Annotated in this window: 11 protein-coding genes and 1 pseudogene; 1 reads left to right on the top strand and 11 read right to left on the bottom strand. The window is 66.8% G+C overall.

What is annotated here, in order from left to right; translation table 11 throughout:
- Positions 1-150 precede the first annotated feature (150 nt).
- The 8 genes from ndk to H977_RS0121100 all read right to left on the bottom strand — a co-directional run bounded on the left by ndk (position 151) and on the right by H977_RS0121100 (position 9,947).
- Positions 151-573 carry a nucleoside-diphosphate kinase gene (gene ndk / locus H977_RS0121065; protein ID WP_029109726.1) on the bottom strand — a complete coding sequence of 141 codons (423 nt, stop codon included), beginning with the start codon at positions 571-573 and terminating at the stop codon, positions 151-153.
- Between the two features lie 83 nt (positions 574-656).
- The gene (locus tag H977_RS0121070; protein ID WP_081681798.1) at positions 657-995 is read right to left on the bottom strand and encodes a DUF4233 domain-containing protein; all 339 of its coding nucleotides are present in this window, start codon (positions 993-995) and stop codon (positions 657-659) included.
- 77 nt (positions 996-1,072) lie between these two features.
- Positions 1,073-2,593 (bottom strand): bifunctional tetrahydrofolate synthase/dihydrofolate synthase, encoded by a 1,521-nt coding sequence (gene folC / locus H977_RS0121075; protein ID WP_502691190.1) that lies wholly within the window; start codon positions 2,591-2,593, stop codon positions 1,073-1,075.
- The gene (locus H977_RS0121080) at positions 2,508-5,189 is read right to left on the bottom strand and encodes a valine--tRNA ligase (RefSeq protein WP_029109729.1); all 2,682 of its coding nucleotides are present in this window, start codon (positions 5,187-5,189) and stop codon (positions 2,508-2,510) included. Before H977_RS0121080 ends, folC begins: the two co-directional genes overlap by 86 nt.
- Before the next feature lie 110 nt (positions 5,190-5,299).
- Complete coding sequence (locus tag H977_RS0121085) at positions 5,300-5,926, bottom strand: DUF937 domain-containing protein (RefSeq protein ID WP_029109730.1); 627 nt, start codon at positions 5,924-5,926, stop codon at positions 5,300-5,302.
- A 116-nt stretch (positions 5,927-6,042) separates the two neighbouring features.
- A complete protein-coding gene (locus H977_RS0121090; RefSeq protein ID WP_029109731.1) occupies positions 6,043-7,293 on the bottom strand; it encodes a saccharopine dehydrogenase family protein in 1,251 nt (416 codons plus the stop codon).
- 10 nt (positions 7,294-7,303) lie between these two features.
- A complete protein-coding gene (locus H977_RS0121095) occupies positions 7,304-9,271 on the bottom strand; it encodes a S9 family peptidase (RefSeq protein WP_029109732.1) in 1,968 nt (655 codons plus the stop codon).
- Between the two features lie 64 nt (positions 9,272-9,335).
- A complete protein-coding gene (locus H977_RS0121100; protein ID WP_029109733.1) occupies positions 9,336-9,947 on the bottom strand; it encodes a hypothetical protein in 612 nt (203 codons plus the stop codon).
- A 136-nt stretch (positions 9,948-10,083) separates the two neighbouring features.
- On the opposite strand from H977_RS0121100, the gene H977_RS0121105 reads away from it, so the two are divergent.
- A complete protein-coding gene (locus H977_RS0121105) occupies positions 10,084-11,232 on the top strand; it encodes an FAD-dependent oxidoreductase (RefSeq protein WP_029109734.1) in 1,149 nt (382 codons plus the stop codon).
- A 2-nt stretch (positions 11,233-11,234) separates the two neighbouring features.
- Here H977_RS0121105 and H977_RS0121110 read toward each other — a convergent pair whose 3' ends face one another.
- The 3 genes and pseudogenes from H977_RS0121110 to mobA form a co-directional block, all read right to left on the bottom strand.
- A complete protein-coding gene (locus H977_RS0121110; RefSeq protein WP_029109735.1) occupies positions 11,235-11,708 on the bottom strand; it encodes a transglycosylase family protein in 474 nt (157 codons plus the stop codon).
- A 230-nt stretch (positions 11,709-11,938) separates the two neighbouring features.
- Positions 11,939-12,172: pseudogene (locus H977_RS0121115) on the bottom strand (transglycosylase family protein); the annotation flags it as partial.
- A 1,126-nt stretch (positions 12,173-13,298) separates the two neighbouring features.
- A complete protein-coding gene (gene mobA / locus H977_RS0121120; RefSeq protein WP_155946764.1) occupies positions 13,299-13,874 on the bottom strand; it encodes a molybdenum cofactor guanylyltransferase in 576 nt (191 codons plus the stop codon).
- Between the last annotated feature and the right edge of the window lie 9 nt (positions 13,875-13,883).

Here is a 13,883-nt window from a genome sequence, read left to right on the forward strand (position 1 = left end):
GAATGATGGCTGGACGGCCCGCGCCGCACCGGATTGCGGTGGTCGCGCTCGTCGAAGTCTTCATTCGGGTGTTCAGCCTCGGTTGAGGCCGGCTACCCGCACCCAGTATCCCACATCACTGACGCGGTACTGACCAGACTGCGAGAAGGTTTATCGAGAAGAGGCTTCGCCAGGGAACCACAGGGCGATCTCGCGGGCCGCCGACTCGGGCGAGTCGGACCCGTGCACGAGGTTGTCCTGTGTGACAAGTGCCAGGTCACCACGGATGGTGCCGGGCACAGCCTTCTCCACCGGATCGGTGCCACCGGCGATCTGCCGGAACGCCGCGATGGCGCGCGGTCCTTCGACGATGGCGGCGACCACGGGTCCTGAGGTGATGAACTCGAGCAGCGAATCGAAGAACGGCTTGCCGTCATGCTCGGCGTAATGCTGCCGGGCCAGCTCTTCGCTGACGTTCTTGAGTTCGAGCGCCGCCAGGGTCAGACCCTTGCGCTCGATCCGGCCGAGGATCTCCCCGACCAGGTGGCGCTGCACGCCGTCGGGCTTGATCAACACAAGGGTCTGCTCAGTCACGGCTGAGAGCGTACCGGTCGGTAACAGCACCGCGCGATGGCGGTCCCTCACAGCGCGTGCGGCGCGGCCCGGCTACCGCCCCGCTATTCGCTGGGCGCTTGCTGTCCGGGCAGCAGGCCACGATCCTGCCGGCGTTTGACCTCGCGACGCAGATACACGATCAGTAACCAGACCACGGCGAAGATGACGCCGATGAACCCGATCGCCCCATGGACCAGCGCACCGGCGATCACGATCAACTGGATGCCCAGGTTCGCCCAGATGGCCCATGGCCGGCCCTGCAGCCCCGACATCAGGATGAGCACGACGGCCAGCCCGACCACGAATCCACCCGACGTCCAGGTCAACCCGGCGGCACTGGTGCCCACCACCGGAAGCGCCAGCAATACGACGATCGCTTCGAGGATCAGCGTCCCGGCCATCACGCCGCGAAAGCTCTTCCAGGGGTCCGGCGGTGCCGGCCTTTCGCTCGGTGTCTGGTCACCGGGGGTCTGATCGGTCACTGCGGGTCCCGTCCGAACAGGGTCCGGGCCACGCCGGCGGTCACCACCGAACCGGTGATCACCATGCCCGCCCCGGACAGTCCTTCGTCTTCCCCGGATTCTTCGACCAGGGCGGTTGCGGTTTCGATGGCATCCGGCAGCGTCATCGCGGTGATCACCCGATCCTGTCCGAAACGCTCTTCGGCAAGCGAGGCCAGCATCTCGACCTCCATCGCGCGGGGTGAGCCGTTGTGGGTGACCACGATCTGGTCGAACACGGGCTCCAGTGCGTTCAGGATGCCTGCGGCGTCCTTGTCCCCCATCACCGACACCACCCCGACCAGGAAGCGGAAGTCGAACTCCTGCTGCAGGGTCTGTGCCAATGCCGCGGCACCGGCGGGATTGTGCGCCGCATCGATGAAAACTGTTGGTGCACTGCGCATCCGTTCCATACGGCCGGGGCTTTGCACGGCCGCGAAGCCGGCTCGAACCGCATCGACGTCGAGCTGGCGGTCCGCCCCGGCGCCGAAGAACGCCTCCACCGCGGCCAGTGCGAGAACGGCGTTGTGGGCCTGGTGCTCGCCGTGCAGGGGCAGGAAGATCTCGGAATACACCCCGCCCAGCCCCTGCAGCTCCAGCACCTGCCCGCCGATGGCGACCTGCCTGGACAGCACCGCGAACTCGGAGTCCTCGCGGGCCACCGCCGCGTCGGCGCGCACCGCCTCTTCCAGCAGCACCTCCATGGCCTCGGGAACCTGCTTGCCGATGACCGCAACGGTGTCGGTCGGCACCAGTGCGTCAGGTTGCCTGGTGATGATGCCGGCCTTCTCCCCCGCGATCGCGGCGATCGTGTCACCCAGATAGTCGGTGTGATCGATGCCGATCGGGGTGATCACCGCGACCGGGGCGTTGACGACGTTCGTGGCGTCCCAGCGCCCGCCCATCCCGACCTCGACGACCGCGACGTCGATGGGCGCGTCGGCGAAGGCCGCGAACGCCATCGCGGTGAGGACCTCGAACTTGCTCATCTTGGGGCCACCGGCAGCTTCGGACTGCTGGTCCACCAGGTGCACGAACGGTTCGACCTCGGTGTAGGTGTTCACGTATTGCGCTGGGGTGATTGGCTTTCCGTCGATCGAGATGCGTTCGACCGCGGATTGCAGATGCGGACTGGTGGTGCGCCCGGTACGCCGGTGCAGCGCGATCAGCAGCGCATCGATGAGGCGCGCCACCGACGTCTTGCCGTTGGTTCCCGCGACATGGATCGACGGGTAGGCCAGCTGCGGTGAGCCCAGCAGCTCCAGCAGGGCGGCGATACGCGCCGTGCTGGGGTCCAGCTTGGTCTCGGGCCAGCGCTGATCGAGCAGGTGCTCGACCTGCAGGAGCGCGGCGATCTCATCCGGCGTGGGAATCGGGTCTGTCACCTGGATTCTCGGCTCTTCGCGCAGGCGCTCATCGCAGCGCCGCCAGGCGGGCGGTGATCCGCTCGACCTCTTCGCCGGCCAGCTGCTGACGGCCCCGGATCTTGTCGACGACATTCTCCGGCGCCTTGGACAGGAACGCCTCGTTGCCCAGCTTGGCCGTGGTGGTGGCCAGCTCCTTCTGCGCCGCGGCCAGATCCTTTTCCAGTCGGCGTCGCTCAGCCGCGACATCGACGGTGCCCGAGGTGTCCACCTCGACGAGCACCGTGGCCTGCGTCAGACGCACCTCGACCGAGGCCGAAGGGGTGAACCCGTCCGCGGCATCGGTCAGCCAGGCCAGGGCCGTGACGGCCGGCAGTTGCTCGGTCAGGCCGGCCTCACCGATGGCCGACAGCCGCGCCGGAACGCGCTGCCGGTCGGCCAGCCCCTGATCGCTGCGGAAGCGGCGCACCTCGGTGATGAGCTTCTGCATGTCGGCAATGTGTTGTGCCGCAAGCGAATCCGATGCCATGCCAGAAGCCTGCGGCCACTGCGCGATGACGATCGACTCGCCGTCGGTGAGCGTCTTCCACAACGTCTCGGTGACGAACGGCATGACGGGGTGCAACAGCTTGAGCAGCGCGTCGAGGACGGCGGCCAGCACCGCAGTCGTATGAGTGACGCCCTCGTTCAGCTGGACCTTGGCGAGCTCGACATACCAGTCACAGAACTCGTCCCAGGCGAAGTGGTACAGCGATTCACAGGCCCGGCTGAACTCATAGCTGTCGAGTGCGGCATCCACCTCGCCACGGACCTCTTCGAGCCGGCCCAGGATCCAGCGGTCGGCGTCGGTCAGCTCGGCGGAAGAAAGGAGCGCGAACTGGGCTTGATGCTCTTCACCCGAGGGGCTCATCGCGGCCCCGTTCATCAGCGCGAAGCGGGTCGCGTTGAACAGCTTGGTCGCGAAGTTACGCGAGGCCCTGGCGTGGTCCTCACCGATGGACAAGTCACCGCCGGGGCTGGCGCCGCGGGCCAAGGTGAACCGCAGGGCGTCGGCCCCGAACTTCTCCACCCAGTCCAGCGGGTCGATGCCGTTGCCGCGGGACTTGCTCATCTTGCGGCCGAACTCGTCGCGGATCAGCCCATGCAGGAAGACGTTCTCGAACGGAACCTGCGGGCCCCGCGCACCATCGAACGTGATCGCCGGGTCGTCACCGACGAAGGTGCCGAACATCATCATCCGGGCCACCCAGAAGAACAGGATGTCGTAGCCGGTGACCAGCACCGAGGTGGGGTAGAACTTCGCCAGATCGGGCGTGTGGTCGGGCCAGCCCATGGTGGAGAACGGCCACAGTGCCGAGGAGAACCAGGTGTCGAGGACGTCGGGGTCTTGCTCCCAGCCCGCCGGCGGGGTCTCGTCGGGTCCCACGCACACGGTCTCGCCGTTGGGGCCGTGCCAGATCGGGATGCGGTGGCCCCACCACAGCTGCCGGGAAATGCACCAGTCGTGCATGTTGTCGACCCAGGCGAACCACCGCGGCTCCAGGCTCGGCGGGTGAATCACTGTGTCGCCGTTGCGCACCGCGTCGCCTGCCGCTTTGGCCAGGCCGTCCACCTTGACCCACCACTGCAGCGACAGCCGGGGCTCGATGGGCTCGCCGCTGCGCTCGGAGTGCCCGACGCTGTGCAGATAGGGACGCTTCTCCTCGACGATCCGGCCCTGCTCGGCCAGTGCCTCGCGCACTTTGACGCGCGCCTCGAACCGGTCCATGCCGTCGAATTGCGTTCCGGTGTCGGCGATCCGGCCCTTGGCGTCCATGATCGTGGGCATCGGCAGCTGGTGACGCAACCCGATCTCGAAGTCGTTGGGATCGTGCGCCGGGGTGACTTTCACTGCGCCGGTGCCGAATTCGGGATCGACGTGGGTGTCGGCCACAATGATCATCCCGTGTTCGACGAACGGGTGCGGCAGGGTTTTGCCGACCAGGTGGCGGTACCGCTCGTCGTCGGGATGCACCGCGATCGCCGTGTCACCGAGCATGGTCTCGACCCGGGTGGTGGCCACGATGATGTGGGGCTCGTCGTCGTTCATCGAGCCGTAGCGGAACGAGACCAGCTCGCCCTCCACGTCTTCGTACTTGACCTCAAGATCGCTGATCGCGGTCTCCAGCACGGGTGACCAGTTGACGAGGCGCTCGGCCTGATAGATCAGCCCGGCATCGAAGAGCCTCTTGAAGATGGTGCGCACCGCCCGCGACAGGCCCTCGTCCATGGTGAACCGGTCGCGGCTCCAGTCCACGCCGTCACCCAGGCGGCGCATCTGCCCGCCGATGGTGCCACCGGACTCGCGCTTCCAGTCCCACACCTTCTCGACGAACAGCTCGCGGCCCATGTCTTGCCGGCTCAGCCCCTCAGCGGCGAGCTGCTTTTCCACCACGGTCTGGGTGGCGATGCCGGCGTGGTCCATGCCGGGCAGCCACAGCACCTCGAAGCCCTGCATGCGCTTGCGGCGCGTGAGGGCGTCCATGAGCGTGTGGTCGAGCGCGTGCCCCATGTGCAGGCTGCCGGTCACATTGGGCGGCGGCAGCACGATCGAATAGGGCGGCTTTTCGCTGGCCGGATCGGCGGTGAAGTATCCGGCATCCACCCAGCCCTGGTACAGGTCGGCCTCTACCGCAGCGGGATCCCAGGATTTGGGGAGGGCATCGGCACGATTGTCAGGGGTGGGGGTCACCGAGCCATTCTAAGAAGGACGGGCCCCGATAAGCGAAAGCCCCCGATGCCCGGTGGGTTCGCTGGGCATCGGAGGCTGTCGGAGGCCGTCGCGCCGGCCTGCGGTACCGCTTACTTCCTGCCGCCGAGCAGACCGCCGAGGATCTCACCGATGGCATTGCCCTGGCCACCACCGCCGCCGCCACCGAGCACGCTGCCCAGGATGCTGCCCAGCGGGTTGTTGGCGGCCGCACCGCCGCCGCCGACCGCACCGCCGAGGATGCTGCCGAGCACGTCACCCAGCCCACCGCCGGAGGCCTGCGGCTGCGGCGCCGACTGCGCGGGCGCGTTCTTCTGGGCAAACTGCTTGCCGATGTAGGCCAGCACGATCGGCGCCAGGATCGGCAGCAGCTGCTTGATCAAGTTGCTGCCGCCGGCACCGGTACCCGCCAAGGCCGACGCGACCTGGTTGCTGTCGTTGCCGCCGAAGATCTTCGACACCATCTGGTTGCCCTCGTTGGCATCGACCTGATCGACACTCACTCCGCCGTCCAGCAGGCCGCTGGCGCCTTGCGCGGTGACAGTCGACTCAAGATCGCTCGAGTCGATGGTGTCTGCATGTACGTTCTCCGCCACACCGCCGACCAGGGCCGGAACCAGGGTCTTGATGGCGGCGTTCACCTCGCCTTCATCTGCGCCGAGCTTGTTGGCGATATCCGCCACCGGGATCTGCGCGAAAAGTTCGTCGAGACCGGCCATAGTTCATCCCACCTTCGTTTGCTGGCGTACTGGAAGTCCTCGGCAACGACACTAGTCGAATGTGATCTTGTCCCACAGGTGTTCGACGCAGGCGGATCGATTCATGTTGTGCCGGCTCAGCTCAGGGCGGTCGTCGCCAACGACACCCCGGCAGCCGGTAGCCGGGTCAGGAGCACGTCGCCCATCGCGGCCACCGGTGTCAGCACTCCACGCCGTTCCGACAGCGCATCGCGGTCGGTTGCCAGGGCGAGCCCACACTCGCCGAGCAACACCGCCGTCGACTTGTATCCCGGATCGCCTTGCTGGGCCATGCTTGTCACGTACCGGGCACCCGATGTCGTGGTGGTGTAGGTCTCCACGCGGTAGTGACCCCGCTCGCGGGCCCGCTCGCTGGGACCGGTTCCCGGTTTGGGAACCAACTTCGCGACCAGGCCGCCCGGCAGCCGGTTGAAGTACCGCCCGCCGACACCGAGCGTCAGCGCGTTGGCTCCGGTGACGGCTGCAGCAGCCAACGGTGCAACAGGCGAACGCCCCAGGCTCATCTGCTCGGCGTACTCGAAACGGCGCCCATAGGGATAGCCCAGTAATGCGTTGCTGCGCCGCACGATTCGGGTGTTCGGCGCCGCCATCGCAAACGCACCGGTCCAGTAACCGGACAGCTCGGGCGCGATCTCACCACCCCGGCGCCACCGCACGTCGGGCTGGGCACCGAGTTCGGGCTCCGCCCCGCGGTCGGGGCTCAACGTGTACGGGTCGTTCATCAGCGCCCGGGCTTCCGGATCGGACGACAGCGTGTCGAGCAGTTCCAGCATCGAGGCCACGGTGCCGCCCGACACGCCACCGGCGAAACTGCGTACCACCAGGTTGGTGTCGCCCAGCTCGCCCGCACCGTCCGCGAGCGCCCGCTGATACAGCGCATAGACCGTGAGATCGGATGGCACCGAATCGAATCCACACGAATGCACGATGCGCGCCCCGGTATCGATCGCCTGCTTGTGATGGAGGTCGATGCTGTCGCGGATGAACGTCGTCTCACCGGTCAGGTCGGCGTAGTCGGTGCCGGCCGCAGCACATGCCGCCACCAGCGGCATGCCGTAGCGGGCGTAGGGGCCCACCGTCGTCACCACCACCTGCGTGCGCGCTGCCATCGCATCGAGAGAATCCTGGGCGGTCGCGTCAGCGGTCACCAACGGCCACGACTGCGCGCCCGGCCCCAATCCGTCGCGCACAGCCCGCAGTCGCTCCTCGGAGCGGCCTGCCAGAGCTATTCGGGCCTGTCCCCCGGCCCTGGCCAGGTATTCGGCGGTCAGCTTTCCGGCGAAACCCGTGGCGCCGTACAGCACCAGATCAAACTCACGCTGCGTCACGATCTCGACGCTACCCGAGCAGTTGGGGCAGCTGTCCTGGTTCGCCGCGCAGGTGCTCCCCCAGGAATGCCGTGACCACCTGGTACCAGATCTTGGCGTGCTGGGGAGACAGCACCCAATGGTTCTCCGTCGGGTAGTACAGGAACCGGTGCGGGCTTTCGCCGTTCCCGTCGGCAGGCAAACCGGAATGGCTGAGCAGCTCGTACCACAGCCGCAGCGCTTCGCCGATCGGAACCCGATAATCCTTGTCGCCGTGGATGACCAGCATCGGGGTGGCGATGTCGCCGACGAACCGGTGTGGTGAATTGCTTTGGGCCATCTCAGGTGTCATCTCGCGAGCCCACCAGTACGCGCCGTCGGTAGTGGGGCCGAACTGATCGAGCGCCCACAGGCTGGCATGCGTGACGATCGCATCGAACCGGTTTGTCTGTCCGGCGATCCAGTTGGCCATATAACCGCCGAACGATCCGCCCATCGCAGCGGTTCGTGAGGCGTCGACCCGCGGATGTGCACAGGCGGCGTCGGTCGCGGCCATCAGGTCGGTGTAGGGATCGCCGCCCCAGGAGCCCCAACCGCGCGCGATGAAGTCCTGGCCGTAACCGGTGGACAGTCCCGGATCCGGCATCAGCACCGCGTAGCCCTGCGCGGTGAGCAGCCACGGGTTCCACCGCCAGTGCCAGCTGTTCCAGCTGCCCAACGGACCGCCGTGGATCCACAACACCAAGGGCGCCGGCTCGTCGCCGGCCGGCAGGGTGAGCCAGGAACGGATCGGCGTGCCGTCGGCCGCGGTCGCGGTCACCTCCGTCAGCGTTCCGGGCAGTTCGGGTTTCCCGACGCAGGGCAGCTCGGTGACGGTGCCGTCCGGATCAATGCGGACCGGATGGGGCGGCCCGGCGTACGAACTGCGCAGCGCGTAGATCATCCCGCCGGGCGCGGGCCGGACATCGCTGTAGGTGAAGTCATCGTCGGTCAACCGGGTTACCGCACCGGATACGGGATCGACGGAGAAGATCGGGCCACGACCGCCGTCATCAGCGGTCACGATCAGCGCGGTCGAATCCGCCGTCCAGGCCACCGACGACGGCCACCGATCCCAGGCCGCGGTCAGCTCCACTGGCTCCTCACCGAACCGCATGCAACACAGCGTGATCCGCGGCGGCGATGTCGGGGACGAATGGGTTTCCCGGGTAAATGCCACGGCGCTGCAATCCGGCGCGATCGCAGGGTGTTCGAGATCCACTCCGGGTTCTTGGGCGATCGTGATGCGCTCACCGGTGGCCCGATCGATACGCACGAGCACCAACCGGACCGCCGCGCCCGGGCCCGGCACCCGCCAGGAGGTCACCAGGAATCCGCCGTCGGCGCTGAGGTCGAACGAGGTCTCGCGCAATGCCACGCCCGGCTCGGCAGTCAGGTCCCGCCGCCCGTCTGCGTCGAAGAGGTGGGGTTGATCCGGGCCGAGGTCATGATCCCACTGTCGGACCGGGTAGCCGGTGTGCAAGATCGCCGACACTTTGTTGTCCTTGCGCGCCGCGCGCCGGGTCTTGTCGTCATCGACGGAGGTCGACGACGGCAGCAGAGGCGCGGTCACCACGATGGCATCCGCCGCACGGGCGCTTGCGGCGCCGGTGACCCCGCCAGGCATCGCCATCACCTCGAATGCCTCGCCTCCGGTCGCGGGGAGACGCCACAGGGCCGCGGGCGGTTTGTCGTCGGCCTCGCCCGGACGCACCGCGAGGAACAACACATCGCCGTCGGCAGTGAACACGGGCGCGGACTCCCCTTTGACGCCACGGGTCAGCCTGCGCGCGGGCGCGGATCCGGCTGGGTCCAATTCCCATATGGCGCTGAGGAATTCGGTGCGCTTGTCGTCCAGTGTGCTCAGCGTCGTGACCACGCGGGACCCGTCGGGCGACACCGCCAGCCCTGACACCCGAGGCACCGCGAGATAGTCGTCGAGATCGTCGAACACCGTCATGGCTCCCCACCGTAACGGCGCGGCCCGCACCGGAGTCCGGTACGGGCCGCGGGATGCGCGTCGGTCAGACCACCTCGGTGACCTTTCCGGTGACGTCGGCCCGCACCTGCTTGCTGCTGCGCTCGCCCTGGACGTTGATGAACATGATCACGTTGGAGTCGAACGGGATGTTGCGCTTGATGCTCACCGTCTGGACTTTGCCGTCCTTGACCTCACTGGCTGCCGCCGCGCCGTCGATCGCCGCAGCGATGGCGGCGGAGGGCACATCGGCGGTGGCGAAGAGATTCTGCTGCAGCGCCTCGGTGTCCTCGTCGTAGTCGATGGGACGCGACGGTCCGACCGCACCGGATGTGTAGCTCCACTGATTGAGCTCGGTGGGGGCCTTCGGATCGACGGCTTCGACGGTGAGCACGCCCGGTGCGATGTTGACCTCGACCACCTGCATCGGGTTGGCGCCGACCTTATCGGCGATGGCGGCATAGGCGTTGTCGATGCCCTCGGCGGTGAACAGGTTGCCGGAGACTGCTTCGGTGATCTTCTCCGTACCCGATGAGACAACCTTCTCGGCCGCGCCGGCAGCCGCGTCCCTGAGTTCGGTGGCCTTCGAGCAACCGCTCAATGCGGAGGCGGCCAAGGCGGCTGCGCCAAGCGCAACACCGAAGCGGGTGAGTTTCATCGGGGTCCTCTCCATCGTTATATCCCGGCGATTCGGCGCGGGAACCTGTACAGACACTGTGCAGGCGCTGGAAGGCTACCGATCCCAACTTCGGTGATGGTGGGTCACCTCACCCGGTGCCGGTTAGATTCGAGCGATGGCACAGAACGTCCTGGTCGTCGGCGGCGGCATCACCGGCCTGGCGACTGCGGTCGCATTGCAGCGGCACGGGTTTGACGTCGCCGTCGTCGAAACCCGCTCGGACTCCAACACCGGCGCCGGTATCAGCATCTGGCCCAATGCCCTGGCCGCACTCGACGAGATCGGGCTCGGTGATGCGGTGCGCGGGTCCGGCGGCCAGGTCACCGCGGGAGCCCTGCGCTGGCGCGACGGCACCTGGCTGCGCCGCCCGGCGGCCGACCGGATGGTTCGCGCGCTGGGCGAACCGCTGGTGGTGATTCGTCGAACCGCGTTGACCGAAATTCTCACTTCGGGGCTTCGGCCGGGCACAGTCGAATACGGAGTCGCGGTGCAGGCACTCGATGTCCACGACGGCGGGGTGCGCGTGCGGTTGTCCGACGGATCCGTGCGCGAACCCTCAGCGGTCGTCGGCGCCGACGGCGTCGACTCCGTGGTTGCCCGCCACCTGAATGGATCCCTGCCCCGGCGCTACGCGGGATACACGGCCTGGCGCGGAGTCGCCGAGTGCACCATCGACCCCGAGCTCTCGGGAGAGACGATGGCCGCCGGGATGGAAGCCGGGCATGTCCCGCTCGGTACCGATCACACCTATTGGTTCGCCACTCAGCGGGCTCCGCAGGGCCACGCCAACCGCGACGGCGAGCTGGGCCATCTGCGGCGAACCTTCGGCACCTGGGCGGAGCCGATCCCGACGCTGCTGGCCACGACCGATCCCGATCAGATCCTCCGAAACGACCTCTACGACCGAACGCCTGCACGCTGCTGGGCGCGGGGACCGGTGGTGATCGCCGGGGACGCCGCCCACCCGATGCGCCCGCATCTGGGCCAGGGCGGCTGTCAGGGGCTGGAGGACGCGGCAACGCTCGCCGGCCTCGCGGTCCGAGAGCCGGATCTGCCGACTGCCTTCGCCCGATTCGCAGCCCTGCGCCGGAGGCGAGTCATGACCATCGTCCGGGAATCACAGTTGATCGGTCGGGTCGTGAATCTGCGCCCTGCGGTTCTCAGCGCCGCGGCCGCCCGAGCGACGGTTCTCGTTCCCGAGTACGTGCTGACGCGCCACCTCGCCTCGATCGCTGCGCGCGGGGCATTCACGCCCGTGCGCTGAGCTCAGTGCGGTACGCCGAAGGCGGAAAGCGGATCGAGGAACGTCGTGCAGATCCGGCGTAGGTCGAAGATGCCCAGCACCGCACCGGAACGCACGGCCTGGCAGCCGGTCGGAGCGCTGGGCGCCGCCCAGCCAGTCGGCATCCCACCCTGAACCCCGCATTTCGGCCAGGCTCCGATCCCCTGGGTGGCCAGGACGTTCTCGGCCACCCTGATCTGCTCCTCGCGCGATGCCGAGGCAGGTGATCCGATGCCACCGTGCGAGGCCCAGGTGGCAGGCTTGAACTGCAATCCGCCGTAGTGGCCGTTACCGGTGTCGATGGACCAGTTGCCGCCCGATTCGCAATCGGCGATCGCGTCCCAGTTCACCGTGTCCGCGCCGGCCGTTGGCGGCGCGGCGAACATCGGTATCAGCATGACGCCCGCCGATGTCGCAACTAGCCAGAAAACCCTGCTCAAAGCCCTTCGTATGGTCATCTCACGGCCCTTCCCCGACCTTTGACACCAGGACCGCGGCAGATGCCGATCACGTTCGTGCAACTGTGCGGTCACTAATGAGTTCGTGTGACCAACGTCACCCGTTACAGACGAGGCTGAAGTTATTTCGGAGGTTGCCGAGACTGGAGTAACCGGAGGGCCTGCTGATGAAACAGAAGCGGTGCCGGACAATTGCCCGGCACCGCTCCCATATCGAGTTGTCGGTAGCGCTAGCCGCGCTTGCCGCACACCGGCCACGCGCCGATGCCCTGGCTGTGCAGCACGTTCTCCGCGACCCGGATCTGCTCGGCACGCGAGGCCTGGTGCGGCGAGCCGGAGCCGCCGTGGGCCCGCCAGGTGCCCATGTTGAACTGCAGGCCGCCGTAGTAGCCGTTGCCCGTGTTGATCGACCAGTTGCCGCCCGACTCGCAGGCAGCAACGGCGTCCCAGTTCACGCTGTCCGCATTGGCGGTACCGGCACCGAGTGCCACGGGAGCCACAGCGAGCGCTCCAGCAATGATGCCCAGCCCAAACGTCTTGCGGATGTTCTTCACTTCGTTCCTCTCGCCAAGCGCGCGCCATCGGCACCCGCACAGGCGGGTGCTGCAGCCTGAATTCAGGCCGGAGGGGGATGGTTCGTGCCGTCTCGGTCAGGCACGAAAGGGAGGGCCACAGTGCCCGGCCCGGGATCAGACCCGGGCCCCGCGGGCGATATCGCCTACCGCGGCCCCACTCACACGCAGGTTCTTGGTGTTGAAATTATTTGCTCCTGTGGAGACGCTTTGGACCGTACAAAGGTCTCGCAGAGAAGTCATATCGATGTAGAAGTGATAGCGGAAAGATCACGGACAGATAACGACCCGTTGAACGAATCATTTGTGCAGGTCAGCGACGGACCGCATCCGTTACCGTTTCGTGATCCGCGCAAACAATACGTGAGCGAGATCACGCATTATTTGTGAGCTGGCCCACTTGATGGCGCTCAGCCGTAGGCGTCGCCCCCGCCCAGCATGGTCGAAAAGCGCTGGTAGATGCCATCGGCGAGTGTCACACCGGGTCACAGCAAGAGAATCTGTTCGCTACAGACACCCGACTCCCCGAGCCCCGGCCGGCATCCGAACATGCTGGCACACAAGGGATATCGCCTCCGGCGGCCACCGTAGACAGGCCGAACCGCCCCGTGTGAGACACCCGCAGAGTCGGTAGCCGAATCACCAAATAGACTGAGCTACAAGCTCTTTCACCACAAAGACTCGAATCGTCAGCCATCCCGGCCAACCCTGCGGCACGAATCCGAATCGCCCGGTTCTGACAAACCGAGCGGTCAGGGGTCTTTTGGTACAACTTAGACACACTGAACACATGCCGCAGCGAATAGCGAGCGAAGTTCCCGCACTGCCCCACAAGTCGAATGATCTTGAACGCCAGCGACTTTCGCGTACACCCGACGACCATCAGCGGATGACGTTTTCCGAATTGATCCGACTTCTAGGCGCTCAAATACGGTGAAATACCCTGTCAATTATTTCGAAACGATAAATAGAGCGCGGTTTGGGTGCTAATTCGCAATTTGCTGGCGGCGATTCCACGCTATACGCCGGCTCCAGGTAGATCGGCCGTGGTGTTGACGTTGGTCAGCGCGCGCTGCGGAGCCATCACGATCCGTTGCGTGTCGACGGACTCGGCGAGGGCACGCATGCTGCGCCGGCCGTCACGCACCAACGCGGTGATCTTCTCGGTGAGCCCGCTGCGATAGATCGCCGCCAGATAGTGGTCCCTGCCGTCCCACGGCAGCACGATGTCGGCGGGTAGTCGCTGGGCGGTGGCCGCCAGCTCGTCGATCAGATCGCACGACAGGTAAGGCATGTCCACCGCGCACACGAACGCTCGGTCCACGCCCGCCTCCGCGACGGCACGCAGCCCGCGACCCGTCGCCACCAGCGGCCCGACTCCCCGCACCTCGTCGCGCAGCACCTCAGCGTTCAGTGTGGGCAGGGGCTGGCCGGGTGCGGCGATGACGAAAACCGGTGAGCAGCGGTTACTTACCACCGCGACCACGCGCTCGACCATCGTCGCGCCGTCGAACAGCAGCGTCGCCTTGTCGCGCCCCATACGGCGCGAAGCCCCGCCCGCCAGAACTACGGCGGCGAGCGGGGCTGTGCTCAGGTCGTTTTG

Source organism: Mycobacterium sp. URHD0025, from assembly GCF_000426065.1.
Taxonomy (GTDB): Bacteria; Actinomycetota; Actinomycetes; order Mycobacteriales; family Mycobacteriaceae; genus Mycobacterium.

Coding starts and splice junctions, on each gene's coding strand:
- H977_RS0121100 (WP_029109733.1), bottom strand. CDS start 9,947: ATGAAACTCACCCGCTTCGGTGTTGCGCTTGGCGCAGCCGCCTTGGCC.
- H977_RS0121105 (WP_029109734.1), top strand. CDS start 10,084: ATGGCACAGAACGTCCTGGTCGTCGGCGGCGGCATCACCGGCCTGGCG.
- H977_RS0121070 (WP_081681798.1), bottom strand. CDS start 995: ATGGCCGGGACGCTGATCCTCGAAGCGATCGTCGTATTGCTGGCGCTT.
- folC (WP_502691190.1), bottom strand. CDS start 2,593: ATGTCGTCGACAAGATCCGGGGCCGTCAGCAGCTGGCCGGCGAAGAGG.
- H977_RS0121085 (WP_029109730.1), bottom strand. CDS start 5,926: ATGGCCGGTCTCGACGAACTTTTCGCGCAGATCCCGGTGGCGGATATC.
- H977_RS0121095 (WP_029109732.1), bottom strand. CDS start 9,271: ATGACGGTGTTCGACGATCTCGACGACTATCTCGCGGTGCCTCGGGTG.
- H977_RS0121110 (WP_029109735.1), bottom strand. CDS start 11,708: ATGACCATACGAAGGGCTTTGAGCAGGGTTTTCTGGCTAGTTGCGACA.